General features: G+C 61.1%; 17 protein-coding genes and 1 other RNA gene. 8 read left to right on the forward strand and 10 right to left on the reverse strand.

Annotated features, from left to right (window positions below; genetic code table 11):
• Positions 1-349: 349 nt before the first annotated feature.
• Positions 350-676: a hypothetical protein gene (locus tag M5B42_RS01015; protein ID WP_248744787.1), complete on the forward strand. Its 327-nt coding sequence runs from the start codon at positions 350-352 to the stop codon at positions 674-676.
• A 225-nt stretch (positions 677-901) separates the two neighbouring features.
• An RNA gene (gene ffs / locus M5B42_RS01020) (signal recognition particle sRNA small type) lies at positions 902-998 on the forward strand.
• Between the two features lie 729 nt (positions 999-1,727).
• Here the strand turns inward: ffs and M5B42_RS01025 are convergent.
• The 4 genes from M5B42_RS01025 to M5B42_RS01040 form a co-directional block, all read right to left on the reverse strand.
• On the reverse strand, positions 1,728-2,369 hold the full coding sequence (locus M5B42_RS01025; RefSeq protein WP_248744788.1) for a hypothetical protein: 642 nt from the start codon (positions 2,367-2,369) through the stop codon (positions 1,728-1,730).
• A gap of 199 nt (positions 2,370-2,568) precedes the next feature.
• Positions 2,569-3,390, reverse strand: a complete 822-nt coding sequence (locus tag M5B42_RS01030; protein WP_103496693.1) for a helix-turn-helix transcriptional regulator — start codon at positions 3,388-3,390, stop codon at positions 2,569-2,571.
• Between the two features lie 5 nt (positions 3,391-3,395).
• Positions 3,396-3,947: a kinase inhibitor gene (locus M5B42_RS01035; protein WP_248744789.1), complete on the reverse strand. Its 552-nt coding sequence runs from the start codon at positions 3,945-3,947 to the stop codon at positions 3,396-3,398.
• A 213-nt stretch (positions 3,948-4,160) separates the two neighbouring features.
• Complete coding sequence (locus tag M5B42_RS01040; RefSeq protein ID WP_248744790.1) at positions 4,161-5,063, reverse strand: DUF2167 domain-containing protein; 903 nt, start codon at positions 5,061-5,063, stop codon at positions 4,161-4,163.
• Between the two features lie 235 nt (positions 5,064-5,298).
• Between M5B42_RS01040 and M5B42_RS01045 the strand changes: the two genes are divergently transcribed.
• Entirely contained in the window at positions 5,299-6,807 is a 1,509-nt protein-coding gene (locus M5B42_RS01045; RefSeq protein ID WP_248744791.1) for a DUF234 domain-containing protein, read from the forward strand.
• Here the strand turns inward: M5B42_RS01045 and M5B42_RS01050 are convergent, their stop codons facing one another.
• On the reverse strand, positions 6,808-7,683 hold the full coding sequence (locus tag M5B42_RS01050) for a LysR family transcriptional regulator (protein WP_248744792.1): 876 nt from the start codon (positions 7,681-7,683) through the stop codon (positions 6,808-6,810).
• A 106-nt stretch (positions 7,684-7,789) separates the two neighbouring features.
• On the opposite strand from M5B42_RS01050, the gene M5B42_RS01055 reads away from it, so the two are divergent.
• Positions 7,790-8,719 carry a DMT family transporter gene (locus tag M5B42_RS01055; protein ID WP_248744793.1) on the forward strand — a complete coding sequence of 310 codons (930 nt, stop codon included), beginning with the start codon at positions 7,790-7,792 and terminating at the stop codon, positions 8,717-8,719.
• 40 nt (positions 8,720-8,759) lie between these two features.
• On the opposite strand, the gene M5B42_RS01060 is transcribed toward M5B42_RS01055, so the two are convergent.
• Entirely contained in the window at positions 8,760-9,074 is a 315-nt protein-coding gene (locus tag M5B42_RS01060; RefSeq protein WP_103496699.1) for a helix-turn-helix transcriptional regulator, read from the reverse strand.
• 374 nt (positions 9,075-9,448) lie between these two features.
• Between M5B42_RS01060 and M5B42_RS01065 the strand changes: the two genes are divergently transcribed.
• Entirely contained in the window at positions 9,449-11,140 is a 1,692-nt protein-coding gene (locus M5B42_RS01065; protein ID WP_248744794.1) for a GGDEF and EAL domain-containing protein, read from the forward strand.
• Here M5B42_RS01065 and M5B42_RS01070 read toward each other — a convergent pair.
• Positions 11,120-11,896, reverse strand: a complete 777-nt coding sequence (locus tag M5B42_RS01070; protein WP_248744795.1) for a transporter substrate-binding domain-containing protein — start codon at positions 11,894-11,896, stop codon at positions 11,120-11,122. The genes M5B42_RS01065 and M5B42_RS01070 overlap by 21 nt on opposite strands.
• A 145-nt stretch (positions 11,897-12,041) precedes the next feature.
• Here M5B42_RS01070 and dnaX point away from each other — a divergent pair, with 145 nt between their 5' ends.
• The 3 genes from dnaX (at position 12,042) to recR (ending at position 15,380) form a co-directional block, all read left to right on the forward strand.
• Positions 12,042-14,180 carry a DNA polymerase III subunit gamma/tau gene (gene dnaX / locus M5B42_RS01075; protein WP_248744796.1) on the forward strand — a complete coding sequence of 713 codons (2,139 nt, stop codon included), beginning with the start codon at positions 12,042-12,044 and terminating at the stop codon, positions 14,178-14,180.
• A gap of 65 nt (positions 14,181-14,245) precedes the next feature.
• Complete coding sequence (locus M5B42_RS01080) at positions 14,246-14,572, forward strand: YbaB/EbfC family nucleoid-associated protein (protein ID WP_100939147.1); 327 nt, start codon at positions 14,246-14,248, stop codon at positions 14,570-14,572.
• Between the two features lie 205 nt (positions 14,573-14,777).
• Positions 14,778-15,380 carry a recombination mediator RecR gene (gene recR / locus M5B42_RS01085; protein WP_100939148.1) on the forward strand — a complete coding sequence of 201 codons (603 nt, stop codon included), beginning with the start codon at positions 14,778-14,780 and terminating at the stop codon, positions 15,378-15,380.
• Between the two features lie 83 nt (positions 15,381-15,463).
• Here recR and M5B42_RS01090 read toward each other — a convergent pair whose 3' ends face one another.
• The 3 genes from M5B42_RS01090 to M5B42_RS01100 all read right to left on the reverse strand — a co-directional run bounded on the left by M5B42_RS01090 (position 15,464) and on the right by M5B42_RS01100 (position 18,306).
• Complete coding sequence (locus tag M5B42_RS01090) at positions 15,464-15,796, reverse strand: hypothetical protein (protein WP_247263002.1); 333 nt, start codon at positions 15,794-15,796, stop codon at positions 15,464-15,466.
• A gap of 151 nt (positions 15,797-15,947) precedes the next feature.
• Positions 15,948-16,874 (reverse strand): glycosyltransferase family 2 protein, encoded by a 927-nt coding sequence (locus M5B42_RS01095; protein ID WP_248744797.1) that lies wholly within the window; start codon positions 16,872-16,874, stop codon positions 15,948-15,950.
• 16 nt (positions 16,875-16,890) lie between these two features.
• Positions 16,891-18,306 carry a lipid II flippase MurJ gene (locus tag M5B42_RS01100; RefSeq protein ID WP_248745000.1) on the reverse strand — a complete coding sequence of 472 codons (1,416 nt, stop codon included), beginning with the start codon at positions 18,304-18,306 and terminating at the stop codon, positions 16,891-16,893.
• Between the last annotated feature and the right edge of the window lie 9 nt (positions 18,307-18,315).

The following is an 18,315-nucleotide window of genomic DNA, read 5'->3' on the forward strand; positions in this document are numbered from 1 at the left end:
ATGTTGTAGAAAGATCCCTTTCACTTGCCTGAAATTTCCTAGAAAATCCCAGCCCGTTGCGCCTGTTCGAACCGGCGGCTAGTCTGCATTCCGTCACCGCAAAATCGGTGACACGGACGTGCAAGTCCGGACTGCGAGATAAGGCGCATCAACGCCACCACTACCTTTGGGCATCTTCATGTCTGGAGTTTGGTGTTATGGCGGCTGTACGTGGGAGATCTTCGGGATCTGCCGGGTAGTGCGCCTCTTCTTGCCCCGGTCTTGCACACCTGCGTATAGCTGCCACCCTCTTTGCGTGCAAGCAAACGGTGACGGCCTCTCTCAATCAGCAAGAAAGAGGTGCACCCGTATGTTCAAGATCACCCCCAATCCCCCAGCCGAAGACCTGTCGTCTCTTGCCAGCCAACTGGCGATTGAGCGAGCGTTCGCCCATTACGAACTGCCACCGGACAACGTCTCGCGACGTCGACGCGAACAGCTGACGACCGAAGACGCCCTGGCTCAAATCGACGAAATCCTCCAGTCCGCCTCAGTCACGGCTTACGAGTGCGCGGACAACCTGCAGGGCTCCAATCGCAAGCTGGCCTTGGGCGTGGTGCACCTGGTCGATCTGGCCTTGAGCCGGGTGGATAAGCTGCTGGATAAGCTGCTGGACAAGCAAGCACTACCAGCCTGACCTATCCCTGTAGGAGCGAGCTTGCTGGCGATGACGGCAGTGATTCCACCACCGCCATCCCTGGCAGGCCGCCGGGCCTGATCCACGCTGAGGACCGCCACACACCAGACACCGACAAGTACTTGACCCTCATCGAATTTTTATCGACGCCTAGCGGTTGTAACTTCTCGTTATCTAGGTACAATGGCGCGGCTCGCCGTCAGGCGGGCGTCGTTATGGTGACCCCATCGGTCCCCCCGCAACGATTACCCGTGAACCTGGTCAGATCCGGAAGGAAGCAGCCACAGCGGGAACATTGTGTGCCGGGGTGTGGCTGGTGGGGTTGCCTCCATAACGCCCACCATCAAAGCTTATCCCCCTGAATATCAGTCAAAGTGCCAGATCAAGATCAGCGCTTTGTTTTTCTGCATCTGAAATTCAAGATTCGACCCCGGGACCTTGGCGCCCTGAGTTGCTATGCCTATGACCCCTTGGTTCTCTTGATCTCCACCCCAGCATTCATTTTTGGCTTTGTATCGGATTGGTTACAAAGATGATATCGTTGAGCTATCAGTGATGCTCACGTAATCAATGTTATAGGGAGATGGCATGAAAAGAGTATTGGCTTTGGCTTTGGCTGCGCTGGTCCTTTCCGGGAACGTCTACGCTCGGGGTAGCGGTTTTGGTGGACACTCATCGTCCCACTCCAGCTATTCCAAGAGCCCTCGTTCGGATCACGCGATTAGCGGGTACACCAGGAGAAATGGGACCTATGTCCATCCCTCCCATGCCACAAACCCGGATGCTACACGGAACAATAACTACAGTACGAAAGGAAATGTAAACCCGTACACCGGTAAGGAAGGTACAAAAAATCGCGATGGAAGATAGTTTTTCAGTCGCTCGATATCGTTGGAGTATCTGGCGGGCTACTGTGGATGCTAAACAGTGGTCTGCATCCATTAGGCGCCGTCCCTGGCCTGACGCTCTATAAGGCTGTTGTCTTCGTTTGACAGCTCTTGTGCGGTATCAGAGATGTATAAGTGGAGGAGGAAGGCCGAAAAATGGGATATCAGACATCCACTACCTTTGGTTGCATGGCTGGATTCAAAGCGACCTCATGGGTCAGCATATTAAAAATTTGCGGTTGCACGACATACTTCCATTTGCCCTCTTTGTAGAACAGAAAGTTGAACGCGTTGGGCGCAGGATATTTCTGGTCGCTACGGCAATAGTCACTGGCGTCAATGCAGGAAAGAATGGATTGTCCCTGGGCCAGGATCAGTTGATTGATAGTTGCGCTGTCTGGATGTTGGTGATGATAAATTCTGAGCATGTTGCTGCCGGCCGGAGAGGTTGTTGTGACCAGCGCGCACCCGTTCATGGCGGCAGTGAATACAAAATTATGCTGTGGATTATGCCGTGGTATATCGACAAAACCAGGCAATACGTTGCCTTGAATAAAGGGGCACCAGTAGGCGGTGACCAAGGGATCGGCATGCGTGGGGTTGCCGGTTGGTGCCAGTACGACTTCTTTCGCCTGCCCGTCACCCAGTAGGTCGAAGGCGCCTGATTTGACGGTATTGAGAACCCTGTTTCGCTGTTGGTTCGTGCTGTTCGCTTGGTCCTTCATAAACCACGACACATTGTTTATCGCTCGCTGAGCGACATACCATATCGGATTGTTCCTAAAAGTCAGGTTGTGGCCGTTCATAATGATCTCCAGTTGTTGCACAAATACCCGGCATTAAGAAGAACGCCAGTGGGTGTGTAGTATTTTGTGAATGGAGAGAATGGTATTTATGGAGTAGAGGGCGGACAAGTGATCAAGCATGATGAGATGTTTCCGCGTTCAAGAGCTGAATGCGAAAATGTTTAAGTGTGTTGCGCCACGCTTGAATAACCGGATGTTCCTAAAGTACCGCCCGCAACTCCCGCGGCGACAACCCATAATGCTTGCGAAACCGCACGGCAAACCGTGAAGCCGAAGCATAACCACTGGCTGCCGCAATTTCCCCGATGGGCCGCGGAGTGACCTGCAACCACTGCAACGCCATCCCCAGCCTGACGTTCTCCAGGATATTGCTGAAGCTATCGTCCTCGTTCGCCAACTGCCGTCGCAACGTCGACGCACCAAGGTTCAGGCGCTCTGCGACACTGGCAACGGTCCAGTCCCGTGCCGGATCGCTCATGACAATCTGCTGCACGCGCTCACACAGCGGATCTCGACGGTCCAGTAGCACCGGGCCGGCCCAACCGCCCAGGGCCAACGCCAACAACACCGCTTCCGCATAATGCGTGCGCAAGGCATCCGGCGAGTCGGCGTTGATGCAGTCCAGCAGGTTTTCCCAGGCCTGGGTCGTATGCCGATCCAGCGGTACGCACAACTCCTGTGTCGCCGCGCGTCCGGGGAAAGTATTGATCTGCTGGCTGTAACGAACGCTGAAGGCCCGCAACAACTCCGTGGGAAAGGTCACTGCATCGGCGATGTAGTAACCCTGTGCCCCGGGATAGTTGCTGATCCCCACTTCGCACCCCGCCGGCATCAGGATCAGATGCCGTGGACCCACGCGCATTTGCCGATCATCCCAGCCCATCAGCTTTTCGCCCTGGCGGACACGGCACAGGGTGGTGACGAAAATCGGCACCCGTTGCAGTGCATGGGGCTGGCGCGCCTGTATGACACTGGCGCCGATACGGCTTTGGCGATGCTGGATGCCGGCGGGGGCGTTCATGGTTCCTAGCGTCCGTAGGGGGCGGTGAGGGTGGCTTTGCCCAAGGCGTTGGCGTTGAGCATGTAACCTACCATGGCGCCGCTGGATTGTTCATTGACCGGCAGTTTATCGACCTTCAAGGCCCAGACGGTGAATTGATAGCGATGCGGTTTATCGCCGGCCGGCGGGCAAGCGCCGCCGAAGCCTGATTGACCATAGTCGGTGCGGCCCTGGACGGCACCTACGGGCAGTTGGCTGGCAGTAGGGTTGCCTGCGCCAGAGGGCAATTCGTGGGTGGAAATCGGGAGGTTGACGACTGTCCAGTGCCACCAGCCGCTGCCGGTCGGAGCATCAGGATCGTAGACGGTGATGGCAAAGCTTTTTGTGCCGGCCGGAGCATTTTGCCAGGACAGTTCAGGCGAGGTGTTGCCGCCTTCGCAGCCAAAGCCCTGGAACACTTCGCGGCTGCTCAACGGCTTGCCGTTGGCGATGTCGCGGCTGGAGAGGGTGAAGTCGGCAGCCTGGGCGCTGAGGCTCAGGCCGAGGGTGAGGGCGGTGAGGAGAAATCGGGTTTTCATGCTGATCTCGTCTTGATAGGGAGAGGAGACACAAGTGTATTGAGGGACGGAACGGGTCGTTGTGCCGTTGCGCTCGGCCATTGTGCCGAAACGCTCAGAGTGTTTTTTACAGGAGCGGGCTTGCTCGCGCGATTGTCGTCGCAAGAGAGCGGGGTGTCAGGCGCTCCGCGTCATCGTTGACGTTTATCGCTGGCAAGTCAGCTCCTACAAGAGCTAGCGCTTGAACAACTTGCGGAAGAACCCGGCAACCACCACCAGTCCCACCACGATAAATTTCTTCAGCGCCAGCAGCATCACGCCGATCTTGGCGAACAGCCCGGCCTTGGCCGCAAGACCGCCCGCCACCAACGCCGCCAGCCCATAGGGTGCCAGCTTGTCGGTCTTGGAGTCATAGTCGGCATAACGGTTGCCGTCGGTGAAGTTGGTGAACGCCAGAATCTTCGGCGTTTCCAGCTTGATGGTCTGCAAATCGGCCATCGCCGCCACCGCGTTGAGCTCCAGGACTCCCTCGCGACCCAGTACGCGGATGCTGTAGTTCAGGGTGGTCTGTTGCGCATCGTCGGCCTTCAGCTCACGGGCCCAGTACATCTTGTGGCTGCCCTGGTCGTAGCTCGGTGGCTCGGCCCAACCCAGCAGCGACAGGCCGGCATAACCCTGCTTGTGACGCTCCTTGTTGTTTTCCTCATCATCGGCCTGCATCTGCTTGAGCAGGTCGGCGTAGTCGATCTTGGCCGCGTCATCGTCGGAAATATGCCCGTCGTTCTTGTAGCTGACGATCACGCCCCAGCCATTGTCCGCCAGCGGGCTGGTCGACTTGGGAATGATCATGCCCAGGGTCTTGTGACCGGGCGGGTTGCCCCAGCCTTCAGTCAGCAGACGCTCGGTGTCGGCCGGCGACAGGTAGTAGAAATCGTCATTGAGTTGCAGGGTGGCAATGCCACTGGGCAAGGTGATATTGCCGTGCTGCTGCTTGAGGGTCGCCAGCCATTGTTCAGTCGTTTGGTGGGGCGGGGTGCTGGCGGTCGGCGCCGGAGCGGGAGAGCTGGCGGCCAGGGCAGGCAAAGTGAGGCTGCTGAGCGCCACTGCGGCCAATAGCTGGCGCAGATGATGTTTCATCGTAGTCCCTTACATTTTGAATTAATTTGGTCGGCAGGATAGCTGAAGGGGCGAAGGTCGCGCTAGAGAAGGCGTGTAGTCGCTTTCAGGGGGCTTGGGGTGGTGTGACGATGGATTTGTGGCACTCTGGTGCCATTGATACAGCGTGTTTTTGGCCAGGATTGCGAGGCAGCAAATGGCACGAGAACGGTATCCATTCCAGGCGTCCTCACGAATCTACAAGCAGGCTCGCGAGTTGGCCGACAAGCTGCGTAAAGCCAGCATCGCGGGGAGCCGTCATTGCTTTTCCAGGACGTCGGACAGCCTGGCCGCCCAAGGCCTGGGGCTCTTGCAGAGCGATGAGCAATGGCAGTCGGCGATTGAATGGGCAAGGAACGATCTGGATGCCCTGGCGCGCCGGGTTGACCCGAGACTCGCCATTCCCGCACTGATCGAGGCGGTGGACGATTTCTATTACGGCCAGAAGAACTGGCGCAAGAAGGTGCCTTGGTGTGGCTCGTCGTTGAAAACGACGATCGCGCTCATATGGCCCAATCGCAAGGAACCGTTGGCCGTTGATAGAAGCGCCGCCCAGTTGCTCAATCTGGTCAATGCGGTGATTGCCTGGGAGCAATTGAGAGAGCTCTACGAGAGCAGCCAGGTTTTCAACTTTCAAGCGGTCGGTCTCAGGCCCCATGGATTCGAGTTTTCAGACAAGGCTGACCAGCGGCTGTTGGGGCGCTGGAACGCCATGGCAGCGCCCTACGGTGAAAACCAGAGAACGCTTGAACATTCGAAAGCGGTTATCTGGAAGGACCTCTTGCGGTTTTCCCAGGCCGTCTCTTTCGTCCTGTCGGGGCGTGACTCCACCACGATTGAATTGTTTGCCGGAACGGTCTTTGCGCTGGCCGGAAAGAACCCGGCATTCTGGATTGGGCTCAATGCCCGGCTGGTGTTGTTGGCCTGTGTGCGTCACATCAAGTCGACCGGGTCGAAGCGCATGGCCGGCGTGGTGCTATTCGAGGATCTGCCTATTGTCACCGATGCTTTCGGTGATGATCCCGTGCTTGCGAAACAGTCTCTCGAAGCCTGTTTTTGGCAGGAGCCCTGGTACCCGGACCGAGTGAGGAGCTATCCCTCGAACATGTTGGTCGAGCGGCCTGTCGTGCGGATTGATGACAGGACATTTGCCACAAGCGTCATGACCATAGTCGACTCCGTGAATTGTTTTGTTGAACACTCTGTTTTCCGCTACGTGGGCTATGGCGGGGCTCCTGTGGACGATGAGTCCTTTCGCGTGCATGTCTCGCAGCCTTTTGAAAATGCCGCGGTGCAATTGCTCCGCAAGGCCGGCTGGAAAGCCAGCGGGGTCAGTGATTCCGGATATTGGCAAGCGGGAGAGTCTCGCCTGGCGCACGAGAACGGCCAGAAAGTACCCGGGGAAATCGATGTGTTGGCCTTGCACCCTTCCGGGCAGGTCGCCCTCCTGATCGAGTGCAAGGTGCTCAGCCAGCCTTTTTCAATGAACAAGTTGAGCAATGTGGTCGCTAAGCTGGGCCCCTCCGACAGCGAGGGCTTTCACGCGAAGATCGAGAAGAAGGTCGCTTGGGCCGAAGCGACGGACGCCATGCAGGGCGCGCAGGTCGTTGGCCTGTTGTTGGTGGAACATGGCAGTTTTCTCGGGGAGAATGCCGCCCATCTGGTCGTCGAGATGCGTCAACTGGAAATACTCGTGGCCGAGATTAATAAAACCCTCGCGGGGTAATCATTTCCCCGACTGTTCCAGGCGCTCCTGCAATAGCCGGGCAAACGCATCGCGAGCCGGATGGCGAGTGGTTTCCTTGTGCCAGATAAAGCAGTTCTCCACTGGCGCCAGTTCAGCGAAGCGGTGGGTTTCAAGCCCGGCGGACTGCTCGTAACGTTGCAGGATGCCCTCGGGCACCAGGGACACGCCGGCACCGGCATGCACGCTGCCGATGATGGTGGCCCAGCTGGCGTAGCTGGCAATGGCCGGATGCGGGTCGTGGGGCTGCACCCAGTTTTTCAGGGCCGCGCGATAAGGGCAGCCGTTGGGCCACATGATCAGGGTCTTGCCGTGCAGGTCGGCGGCTCCTCGGATCGGACCGCTGCCGGCGGCGCTGATCAATACCAGCTGTTCACGGTAAAGCGCGTTGCTGGCGATTTTCGGGTGCTGGATATCGGCGGCGACCAGGGCGCCATCTAGGCGGCGTTGCCGTACGTCTTCCAGCAGTTGTGACCAGTTGCCGGTGGTCAATTCCAGGCTGACGCCGGGATAGGCCTGCTGGTACTCGGCCAGCAGCGCGGGCAGGTGCACCGTGGCGCAGGACTCGATCGCGCCGATGCGCAGGAGGCCCGAGGGTTGGGTGTTGGCGTCGACGGCGCGCTTGGCTTCGTCCACCAGCCCGAGGATTTTCGTGCAGTAGTCGAGGAATACCGTGCCGGCCGGGCTCAGGCTCAGGCCGCGTCCGGCGCGGATAAACAGGTCGGTACCCAGTTCGCTTTCCAGCTGCTTGACCCGCGTGGTGATGTTCGACGGTACGCAGTGCAGTCGCTGCGCCGCCTGGGCGATGCTGCCGGTTTCGGCGACCGCTTTCACCATGCGCAGTTGCGCCAGTTCCATGATTCACTCCCGGTGAATTCTCGACTCAATATTGATCAATTGTTCTGGCTGACAGGCCGCTCGAGACTGTGCGCACACCTCGGATCATCTTGGATATCGCACGCTCGTGAAAGCCCTGTCCGCTTTTAAAGTCCCTCTGGCCACCACTGTCGTCATCCTCTGCTGGGCCTACTCGCCCGTGGGAATCCATATCGGCCTGGAAAGCTACAGCCCCGGGCACCTGGCGCTGTTGCGGTTTTTGATTGCCTCGCTGTTCATGGCGCTGGTCGCGCTGCTGAAGGGGATCGCGCTGCCACGCCTGAGGGATTTGCCCTGGTTGTTTGCGCTGAGCTTTTTCGCGATTTTCCTCCATCACATCAGCCTCAACTACGGTCAGCAGTGGGTCAGTCCGGGGGCGGGGAGTGTGCTGTCGCAGTCCACGCCGCTGTTCAGCACCTTGATCGCGTTTTTCTGGCTGAAGGAGTCGGTGTCACTCGGCCGTTGGCTCGGCGTGCTGTCGGGATTGGCCGGTGCCCTGGTGGTGGTCTGGGGCGATCATGGGGTGGGGACGTTCGATCCCCGGGCCTTGCTGATTCTCTTCGCGGCGCTGTCCTGGAGTCTTTATTTCGCCTTGCAAAAACACTATTCCGGGCATTACAGCGGGCTGACCACGGTGTGTTACATGGTCTGGGCCGGGACCTTGTTGCTCTGTATCTATGCGCCGGGGCTGGCGCAGGAGGTGGTGGCGGCGCCGCTGCGGGTCAATGTCGCGGTGCTGTTGCTGGGGATTTTCCCCAGTGCCCTGGCCTACCTGGCCTGGGCCTATGTGCTGAGCCATTCGCTGGTAAGCCGTTCGTCCATTGCGCTGTATCTGATTCCGCCCGTGGCGATGCTGTTGGCGGCGCTGGTCCTGGGGGTAGGGGGTTCAGTGCTGGTGATGGTCGGCGGCGCGATTGTCCTGGGCAGTGTGCTGGCGCTCAATCTGGAAGGGCGGCGGCAACCCGCCACGGTGTCCGCCCAGCCCCGCAGCAGCGGGGTGGGGCAGCGCAGTGTGTAGCCATTTGGCGAGCGTATTCTGGTAACAGACAGGCGTGAGACTAAGGCTTGGACAAGGCTAGATCGACCGCCGCGATCAGCTTTCCCAGGTCCTTCGGGGGAGCGTTGTGGATGACGCCGAACAGGTAGGCACGCTGCTCGTCTTCGTCAGCCAGATCTGTGAAAAAGGCTTTAAGCTTCACCCCCAGGACATCGGCAAACAGGAACAAGGCCTCGACGCTGGGGGTGTAACTGCCGGTTTCGAAGCGGCTGATGGTTTTAGGGTCAAAACCGGTTTTCTCTCCGAGTTCAGCCTGAGTTAGCCCCGCTACCTTGCGGTAGCGCCTGATGGCCGTACCCAAACTTGAAATTTCCATCGCTCAATTCCCATTTAGAATCAAGAACTTAACGATAAATCTTTACATTAGACAACGCCATGGTTCATCACCTTCTATTGCATAATGTGATGTAATTCGTAGAATCAGCATTTAGGACAGGTATTTGGTGATCCGGTTTCCGGTGAAATATTTGTGAAACGGGAAATCCAGGCATTTCTTGGGTGCCCATGCCGTGACGGTCATAAGCCCTGAACAACGCATTGTCTCAGGACAGCCAAAAATACCTGTCCCAGCCAATGATGGCCTTCATTTAATCCTAGTTGATCTTCGTCGAAGTACGGCCAGGCGATGCCGCCAGGCGCGGTTGTGCTGCGAATTCGGGACAACCTCTAGCCGCCCAGGTGAGCTGATTCATGGATGAGACGTATCGCAGGGTCGTGGACGTCGCCGCCATTTTCTCCGAGACCGACCTGAACGGGCGGATCACCTACGTCAATGATCCATTCTGTGTGATTTCCGGTTATAGCCGTGATGAACTGCTGGGGCAGAATCACCGCATCTTGAACTCCGGCTACCACCCGTCCGGATTTTTTGTCGATATGTGGCGCACCATCGCCCAGGGCCGGGTCTGGAAAGGCGAAGTCTGCAACCGCGCCAAGGACGGTTCCCTGTATTGGGTCGACAGCACCATGGTGCCGCTGCTGGATGAGGCCACCGGGCAGGTCCGCAAATATGTGTCGATCCGTTTCGATGTCAGCGAAAAGCTGCGTCTGCTGCATACCCTGCAGTGGCGGGTGGGGCACGATGTACTGACCGGCCTGCCCAATCGGGCGTTTCTGTCGGACCTGCTGAACCAGGCCCTGGATTTTTCCCGACGCGAAGCCATTCCGCTGGCGGTCTGCATGCTCGACCTGGATGGTTTCAAGGCGGTCAACGATGGCTACGGGCATGCCAGCGGCGACCGGCTCCTGGTGGAAGTGGCGGAGCGCCTGCGCGGCATCATGCGCGGGGAGGATGTGGTGGCGCGGCTGGCAGGTGACGAGTTCGTGCTGATTCTGCGTTATGTGCACGACGCCGAGGAACTGAACGCCGCGTTGCAACGGGTGCTCGGCGCCATTTCGGCACCCTATTTGATACTCGGCCAGACCGTCCATGTGGATGCGAGTATCGGCGTGACACTGTTTCCCTCCGACGACGAGGACGCCGACACCCTGTTGCGCCATGCCGACCAGGCGATGTACCTGGCCAAGCAAGGTGGGCGCAATCGTTTCCATTTGTTCGACGTGTCCCTGGACCAGGAGGTCAAGGCCACTCACCAGACCGTGGCATTGATGCGTCAGGCCCTGGCCAATGGTGAGTTCCGCCTGGTCTATCAGCCCAAGGTCAATATGCGCACCGGCAGCGTGGTCGGGTTCGAGGCGCTGATGCGCTGGCAGCACCCGCACGAAGGTCTGCTCCAGCCCCAGGCGTTCCTGCCGCTGGTGGCCCAGACCGATGTGGTCATCGATATCGGCGAATGGGTCATGGACCAGGTCATGGCGCAGATGCAGGCCTGGCGCCAGGCGGGGCACGAGTGGCCGGTCAGCCTCAATATCGCCGCCCGGCATTTCCAGCGTGGCGATTTCGTCGAGCGTCTGCGCGCCTTGCTGATGCGCCACGCCGAGGTGCCGCCGCATATGCTCGATCTGGAGATCATCGAGTCGGTGGCCATCGAGAACATCCAGCGGGTCAGCCAGTGCCTGCAAGACTGCCAGACGCTGGGGGTGCGTTTTTCCCTGGATGACTTCGGCACCGGTTACTCGTCCCTGAGTTACCTCAAGCGCCTGCCCAGCCAGACCATCAAGATCGATCGCTCGTTCGTGCGCGATATTCTCCATGACCAGGATGACCTGGCCCTGACCACGGCGGTGATCGGCCTGGCCCGTGCGTTTGGCCGGGAAGTGATTGCCGAGGGGCTGGAATCCGCCGAGCATGGTCGGTTGCTGATGAGCCTGGGGTGTGAGGTGGCGCAGGGCTATTTCATTGCTCGGCCGATGTCGGCGGACGAGGTGCCGGCCTGGGTCGAGGCGTTCGAGCCACCGGCCTTATGGCGCAGTGTCACCTGATTCGAGCGCGTCCCTCTGGTCGTCATGCCCGGTATAGAGGTGGATGGTCCGGTCGATTTCCCCGGACATTTTCATGCGCAGCAAGGTCCTGAGGATGCGTTGTACCGGCAGGGCCGGGTCGTTGCGCACAAAGCAGCCCACGGCGTCTTCCTGCACGACCGTCACCGCGTGCAACTGTTGGTCCGGCATGCGGGTCTGGTTGAACCAGTCCAGTGCCCATTGGCTGCTGATGGCGTAGGCGTAGCGGCCGACCTCAAGTTTTTGCAGGACCTGTTGCTCATTGCGCGCCTCGTCGCGGATGAACCGACCGCTTTCGAACTGCGCCTGTATGGCCGGGTACGAGTAGCCCAGTACGGTGCCGAGTCGTTGTGGCTCAAGATCTTTCAGGGTCATCGCTTTGGGCGGCTTGGCCTTGCTGACCAGCAGGTTGCGCTGGGTGAGGAAGGGGATGCTCCAGATATAGTCGCCGGACTGGTTCGGTAGCCAGGATTGCGCGGCATAGCAGCGCACATCGATTTCACCGCGTTCCATGGCGCTCTGCACTCGGGCGCGGGCCAGCACATGAAACTCGGCCGGGCTGCCGACCTGGTGGGCCAGGCTGGTCATCAGGTCATACAAAATACCTTGGGTCGGTTGGCCGTGCTCGATCTCTATGATCGGCATGCTCCAACTGTCGGCCACGGAGAAGCGCAACGGCGCCGGGGCAGCGAAAGCAGGGGCGGTCATCAAGGCCAGGGCGTAAAAAACTGCACGCATCAAACTCTCCGGCGGGAGCATCACAAGGCCGCCAATCCATGCACAAAGTGCAGCTTAACCAGATTAGCATCCCATGCCGGATGCATTTTTACCCCTGCTCCGCTAGCATTAGCGGTCTTCCGCTTCCCCGACGCGATGGTTATCGATGAGTTATCAGGTTCTTGCACGTAAATGGCGTCCGCGCTCGTTCCGCGAAATGGTCGGCCAGACCCATGTGCTCAAGGCTCTGATCAATGCCCTGGACAGCCAGCGGCTGCACCACGCCTACCTGTTCACCGGTACCCGCGGTGTCGGCAAGACCACCATCGCGCGGATCATTGCCAAGTGCCTGAACTGCGAGACCGGCATTACCTCGACCCCCTGCGGGACCTGCTCGGTCTGCCGGGAGATCGACGAGGGGCGCTTCGTCGACCTGATCGAGATCGACGCCGCGAGCCGGACCAAGGTCGAGGACACCCGCGAACTGCTCGACAACGTGCAGTACGCCCCGAGCCGCGGGCGTTTCAAGGTCTACCTGATCGACGAAGTACACATGCTCTCCAGCCATTCCTTCAACGCGCTGTTGAAAACCCTGGAAGAGCCGCCACCCTACGTCAAGTTCATCCTGGCGACCACGGACCCGCAGAAACTTCCGGCAACGATTTTGTCGCGCTGCCTGCAATTCTCCCTGAAGAACATGACCCCCGAACGGGTGGTCGAGCACTTGACCCACGTGCTCGGGGTCGAGAACGTCCCGTTCGAAGAGGATGCCCTGTGGTTGCTGGGACGCGCCGCCGACGGTTCGATGCGCGATGCCATGAGCCTGACCGACCAGGCCATTGCCTTCGGTGAAGGCAAGGTCATGGCCGCCGATGTGCGGGCGATGCTCGGTACCCTCGACCATGGCCAGGTCTTCGACGTGTTGCAGGCGTTGATCGACGGCGATGCCAAGGCCCTGCTCGAAGCGGTGCGGCATCTGGCCGAACAGGGTCCGGACTGGAATGGCGTGTTGTCGGAAATCCTCAATGTGCTGCACCGCGTGGCGATCGCCCAGGCGTTGCCGGAGGGTGTCGACAATGGCCATGGCGACCGCGACCGGGTGTTGGCGCTGGCCCAGGCCCTGCCGGCCGAAGATGTGCAGTTTTATTACCAGATGGGTTTGATCGGCCGGCGCGACCTGCCGCTGGCGCCAGACCCGCGAGGCGGTTTCGAGATGGTGCTGCTGCGCATGCTGGCGTTCCGTCCGGCCGACAGTACGGCGCCGCCGAGACCGCCGCTAAAGCCAGTGGGGATCAGCCAGGCCACAGTTGATTCCGCACAGAGTGTGGCTGGCGCAGCCGTTGCCGCGCCAGCCGCCCCTGTGGCACCCGTGGTCGCTGCTGTTGCCGAGACGCCGGTGGTAGCGGCTGCGCCTGCCGAAGTGGCAGCGCCGATTGCCGCGCAACCGGTGCCCGTTGCTGCGCCGGTCGAAGCCGTGCCGGTGACCCCTGTCGTGGCGGCCGCGCCGCCACCGGCCGAGCCCGTTGTCCCGGCGGTGGAGGTCGTGGATCTGCCGTGGAACGATCCGGTCGAGCCCGAGGAAATACTGCAGGAGCCTGCTGTCGAACCGGTGCTGGAAACCGTCGCCGAACAGCCGGAGCTGGCGGCCATACCGCTGCCGACGCCGGACAGCGTGGTTCCGGATGCGCCCGAGTGGGTCGCCGCGACCCTGCCCGAGCCGACGCCCGCCCAGGTGGAGGCCGCGACGCCGGGTCCGGACCTGGACGACGAGCCGCCGCTGGATGAAGACTATATCGAGCCGGATATCGATTCGGCCTACAGCTATCTCGACGAACTGGCCAGCGAGCACGCCGCCGATCCGGCCCCGGAGCCCGAGCCGCAACCCGCGGCGGCCCCGGCCACCGGCCTGGCGCTGGAGTGGCTGGAATTGTTCCCGAAACTGCCGGTTTCTGGCATGACCGGCAGCATCGCGGCCAACTGCACCTTGATGGCGGTCAGCGGTGACGACTGGTTGCTGCACCTGGACCCGGCCCATAGCGCCTTGTTCAACGCCACGCAGCAACGCCGTCTCAATGACGCCCTGAACCAGTATCACGGGCGTGCGCTGAAGCTGACCATCGAGCTGATCAAGCCCGAGCAGGAAACCCCGGCCCAGGCGGCTTCCCGTCGGCGCCACGAACGCCAGGACGAAGCGGTGGCGTCGATTCATGCCGACCCGCTTATCCGGCAGATGATGCAACAGTTCGGTGCGGTGATCCGTGGCGATACAATCGAACCTGTCGATGCCCCGGTGGTCCAGGGCTAATAACTGAACGATGCCAGGCCTTTGCCTTGCATCTCTTTGTACATGTAACTCTTGAGGTGATTCCCATGATGAAAGGTGGCATGGCCGGCCTGATGAAGCAGGCGCAGCAGATGCAGGAAAAGATGGCCAAGATGCAGGAAGAACTGGCCAACGCCGAAGTGACCGGTCAATCCGGCGCCGGCCTGGTGTCCGTGGTGATGACCGGTCGTCATGACGTCAAGCGCGTCAGCATCGACCCGAGCCTGAAGGACGAAGACCTGGAAGTGCTGGAAGACCTGATCGCCGCGGCGTTCAACGATGCGACGCGCAAGATTGAAAGCAACAGCCAGGACAAGATGTCCGGCATGACCGCCGGCATGCAGCTGCCGCCGGGCTTCAAGATGCCGTTCTAAGGCGCCAGTTGCCTTACCTTGTAGGAGCGTGGCTTGTCGGGACGCCGCACCGCCGCGAAGCTTTTAGCGGTCCGAGGGCTTCTTCGTCGGAACGACGCCGGACCAAGCTTCGCTCCTACAAGGAATTGTGTTCCAGCGTGATCCCCGGACGCTGGCTGGAGGCGCGGCTATAAACCGCGTCTCGTGTTCTGTCGGACCCTTTGCCATGAGCTTCAGCCCCCTGATTCGCCAACTGATCGATGCCTTGCGGGTACTCCCCGGCGTCGGCCAGAAAACCGCCCAACGCATGGCCCTGCAACTGCTCGAACGTGATCGCAGTGGCGGCTCGCGCCTGGCCCAGGCCCTGGGCCAGGCCATGGAAGGCGTCGGCCACTGTCGCCAGTGCCGCACGCTCACCGAAGACGACCTCTGCCCACAGTGCGCCGACCCTCGGCGTGATGACAGCTTGCTGTGCGTGGTCGAAGGCCCGATGGACGTCTATGCCGTGGAGCAGACGGGCTACCGTGGCCGTTATTTCGTGCTCAAGGGACATCTGTCGCCCCTCGATGGCCTCGGTCCGGAAGCGATCGGTATCCCGCAACTGCTGGCGCGCATCGAAGAGCAGGGCAGTTTTACCGAGATCATCCTCGCCACCAACCCGACGGTTGAAGGCGAAGCCACGGCTCATTACATCGCCCAGTTGCTGGCCAACAAAGGCCTGATCACCTCGCGTATCGCCCATGGCGTGCCGCTGGGTGGGGAGCTGGAGCTGGTGGACGGCGGAACCCTGGCGCATTCGTTTGCCGGACGTAAGCCGATTTCGCTGTAAGCCCGCCCGGCGCTGGCCGCAACCTTTGAGGTCGCGAGGTTCCCGGGCGCGCCCCGGCGGCGCGACGCGGGTAACGGGTGAGGTCAGGAGGTCAGCAGCAGCAGGATCTGGTCCATGCGATTGTTGGCAATCCAGACCAGGGGCGCGCCGATGACCGCCGCGGCGCCAGCTATGTAGGTGAGTCGGCCCTTGATGGATTTCACATCGTTGCGCACCTCATTGAGGTCACGGTGGATGTATTCGAAGCGGGTTTCCAGCTCTGTGATTCGGGGTTCCATAGCATCGCCTCCAGGGGTACGGATCGTCTTGGCCTTGTCATGGCGGGGCGGGCGTTGCGGTTTGGCGTCGTGATGGCCCGGCTCGTGGGCCGCGGCGCTCAAGTGCGGTGCCGCGCAGTGCTGTAGCTCGACTTCCATGTGAATATGCTTCCTCGATGGTTCAGGTCCAGAGTGTTATTCGCTCGATAAAAAGAGCTTGAAGAAGTTCGCCTTATTTCGTCTCTGGGTCAATTGGGGTTGTTCGCTGATGGTTATCGGAAAAATCCTCATCGTTTGAAGGTCTGCCAAATCAGGCGTGCGGGCTGTCCCAGTAGCGCTTGTACATGCCCAGGTTCTTTTTCAGCCGCCTGGGCAGATGCCGCTCTTGCTGGCTCAGTTTGTAGGCGAGCAGTTTCACCGCATTGCGCCACAGTGAGCCGGGCCAGGCCAGGCAACGGGCGGGGCCGAGGAACTTCAGCTCCGAGATCACGTAGCGCAGGCCCTCGCCGCCGGCCCCGCCGAACTGCTGGCGGATCCACGGCTCACGGGCGTGAAAGACGCCGATATCGAAGTAGCGTCGGAACTCTTCACCGAGGCTGTAGTTATGGGAATGCCGGCAACGGGCGCTGCCTTCGTAGGCGACCTTCCACCCGGCCTGGAGCATTTTCGCGGCGACGTACATGTCTTCCGACAGGATCACATGCTGCGGGAAGCCGCCGACCTGGATCAGTGCCTGGCGCCGATAGGCGGAAAAGGAATTGGAGATGAAGGCGGTCTTGATGCCCAGCCGGGGAGCGTCGGCCAGGCTCTTGACCTGGGAGTCCGGCGGGTAGTTGAACAACCTGGCGTGCTCGGCCAGGGGGGTGGCATCCAGGTGCGGCAGTTGCCGGCCGCAGACGGCGCCGACCTGCTCGTCGGCAAACGGCCGGACGATATTGGCAATGCCGTCGGGATCGTCCAGGTAGGCATCCTGGGTCATGAACACGTAGAGCTCGTAGCCGGGGTTGTGTTCGACCATCCATTGGCGGGTGCCACCATGGTTGAAGTCCTTGCTGTCGATGCGTTGCACCCGTGGGCAGCGCGCGCAGGCCAGCTCGAAGGTGCCGTCGCTGGAGCTGGAGTCGACAATCAGGGTGTCGAAGGTCGCGGTCTGGAGCGCCAGGGAGTCGAGCAGGCGTTCCAGGTCGCGGCGTCCGTTGTAGGTCGGAATCACTACGGCCACTTGAGGGGTCGACATTGTTCGGTCTCCAGGTTTAGCCGGGCAGGGCGCGCCAGGGGCGCAACCACGCCGCCAGGGCAATCAGCAGGATCAGGCTGCACAGGCTGCTCAGGCCCAGTTGCAGCCAGATGCCGTGCAGCGGATGCAGGACTCGCGCGGCCACGACCATCACTGCCAACCCCAGCAAGGCGTGGCTGCGCCACGGTACCAAGGTTTGCAACTGTTGGCGGCGGATCAGCAGCAGGCCGGTGAGTATCACCCCGCAGATGGCGGCCAGGGCGATGCCGATCAATCCGAGGAAATACGGCAGTACCGCCAGCAGCAGGGCATTGAGCAGGCTGCCGGTCAGTTCGCAGGTGAGTGGCAGGCGGGTGTCGCCGGCGGCGTAGGCGTAGCGGGCGAGCAGGGCGTTCCAGGCACCGAAGACCAGGGGGATCGAGAACCAGGCCAGCAGTTCCGGCAGCGGGCTGTCGGCGGCCTGCTGGGGCAGCAGCAGACTGACCAGGGCCCCGGCGGCACCGATCAGCCCGACCACGGCGGGCAGGGTCAGCAGGCTGGCGCTGGCCAGGCCCTTGCGCAGCAGGTCCAGGCGTTCGCTGCCCTGGCTGCCGCTCATCAGGCCGAGCAGCACCTGGTTCAGGCTCATCAGGGCGATCAGCGGCAGGTTGATCAGTTTGCGCGCCAGGTTGATCCAGGTCACGGCGCCTTCGCCGAGCAACGACGCGACCATGCGTTCGAGCAGGGCCAGGCCCTGGCTGGCGAGGTTGCTGCTGAGCAACGGGCCGATGCGTTGCAGCAGTTCTTTGACGGCGCCGGGTGCGTGGCCAAGTTGCCAGGGTTTCCAGCCGCCGCGGTACAAGGCCGGCAACAGCAGCGTCGGCATCAGCAGGCTGCCCAGTACGCAAGCACTGGCCAGGCCGGTCGGAGTGGCGGCCTGGCGCAGGAAGGCCAGGTACAACACCGGCGGCAGGTTGAACAGCAGCGAGCCGAGTCCGGCCAGGACAAAGCGTGAACGGGCCTGCAAGGGCACGCAGAACAAGGCATGCAGGATAAACCCGGGGGCGCACCAGGCCAGCCAATGCAGACTGGCCCCGGCCAGTGCGTAGCCGTCGCTGTCGAGTCCCGGTCCGATCAGCCGAACCCATAATGGTGAGCCGACGCCCAGCACCAGCGCCAGCAGCAGGCCGCAGAGCAGCAGCCGGGGGGCCATCGCGCCGAGCCAGGCGGTTTGTTCGGTGGCGGTGCGTTGTTGGTAGAGCGGTAGCGCCGCCGCGCTGAGCAGGCCGGCCGCCAGGGCCATGCGCAAGGCTTCGGGCAGGAACAGCGCCACCAGGAAACTGTCGCTGCGCCCGCCGGCGCCCCAGGCGGCGACCAGCAGCCACTCGCGGGCGAACCCGGCGACGAGGCCGGTGAGGGTCGCCAGGGTCAGCCACAGGGTGGAACCGAGCAGTTTCGAGTC

Origin of the sequence: Pseudomonas sp. MWU12-2037 (assembly GCF_023242345.1) — a bacterium.
GTDB classification, from domain to species: Bacteria; Pseudomonadota; Gammaproteobacteria; order Pseudomonadales; family Pseudomonadaceae; genus Aquipseudomonas; species Aquipseudomonas gingeri_D.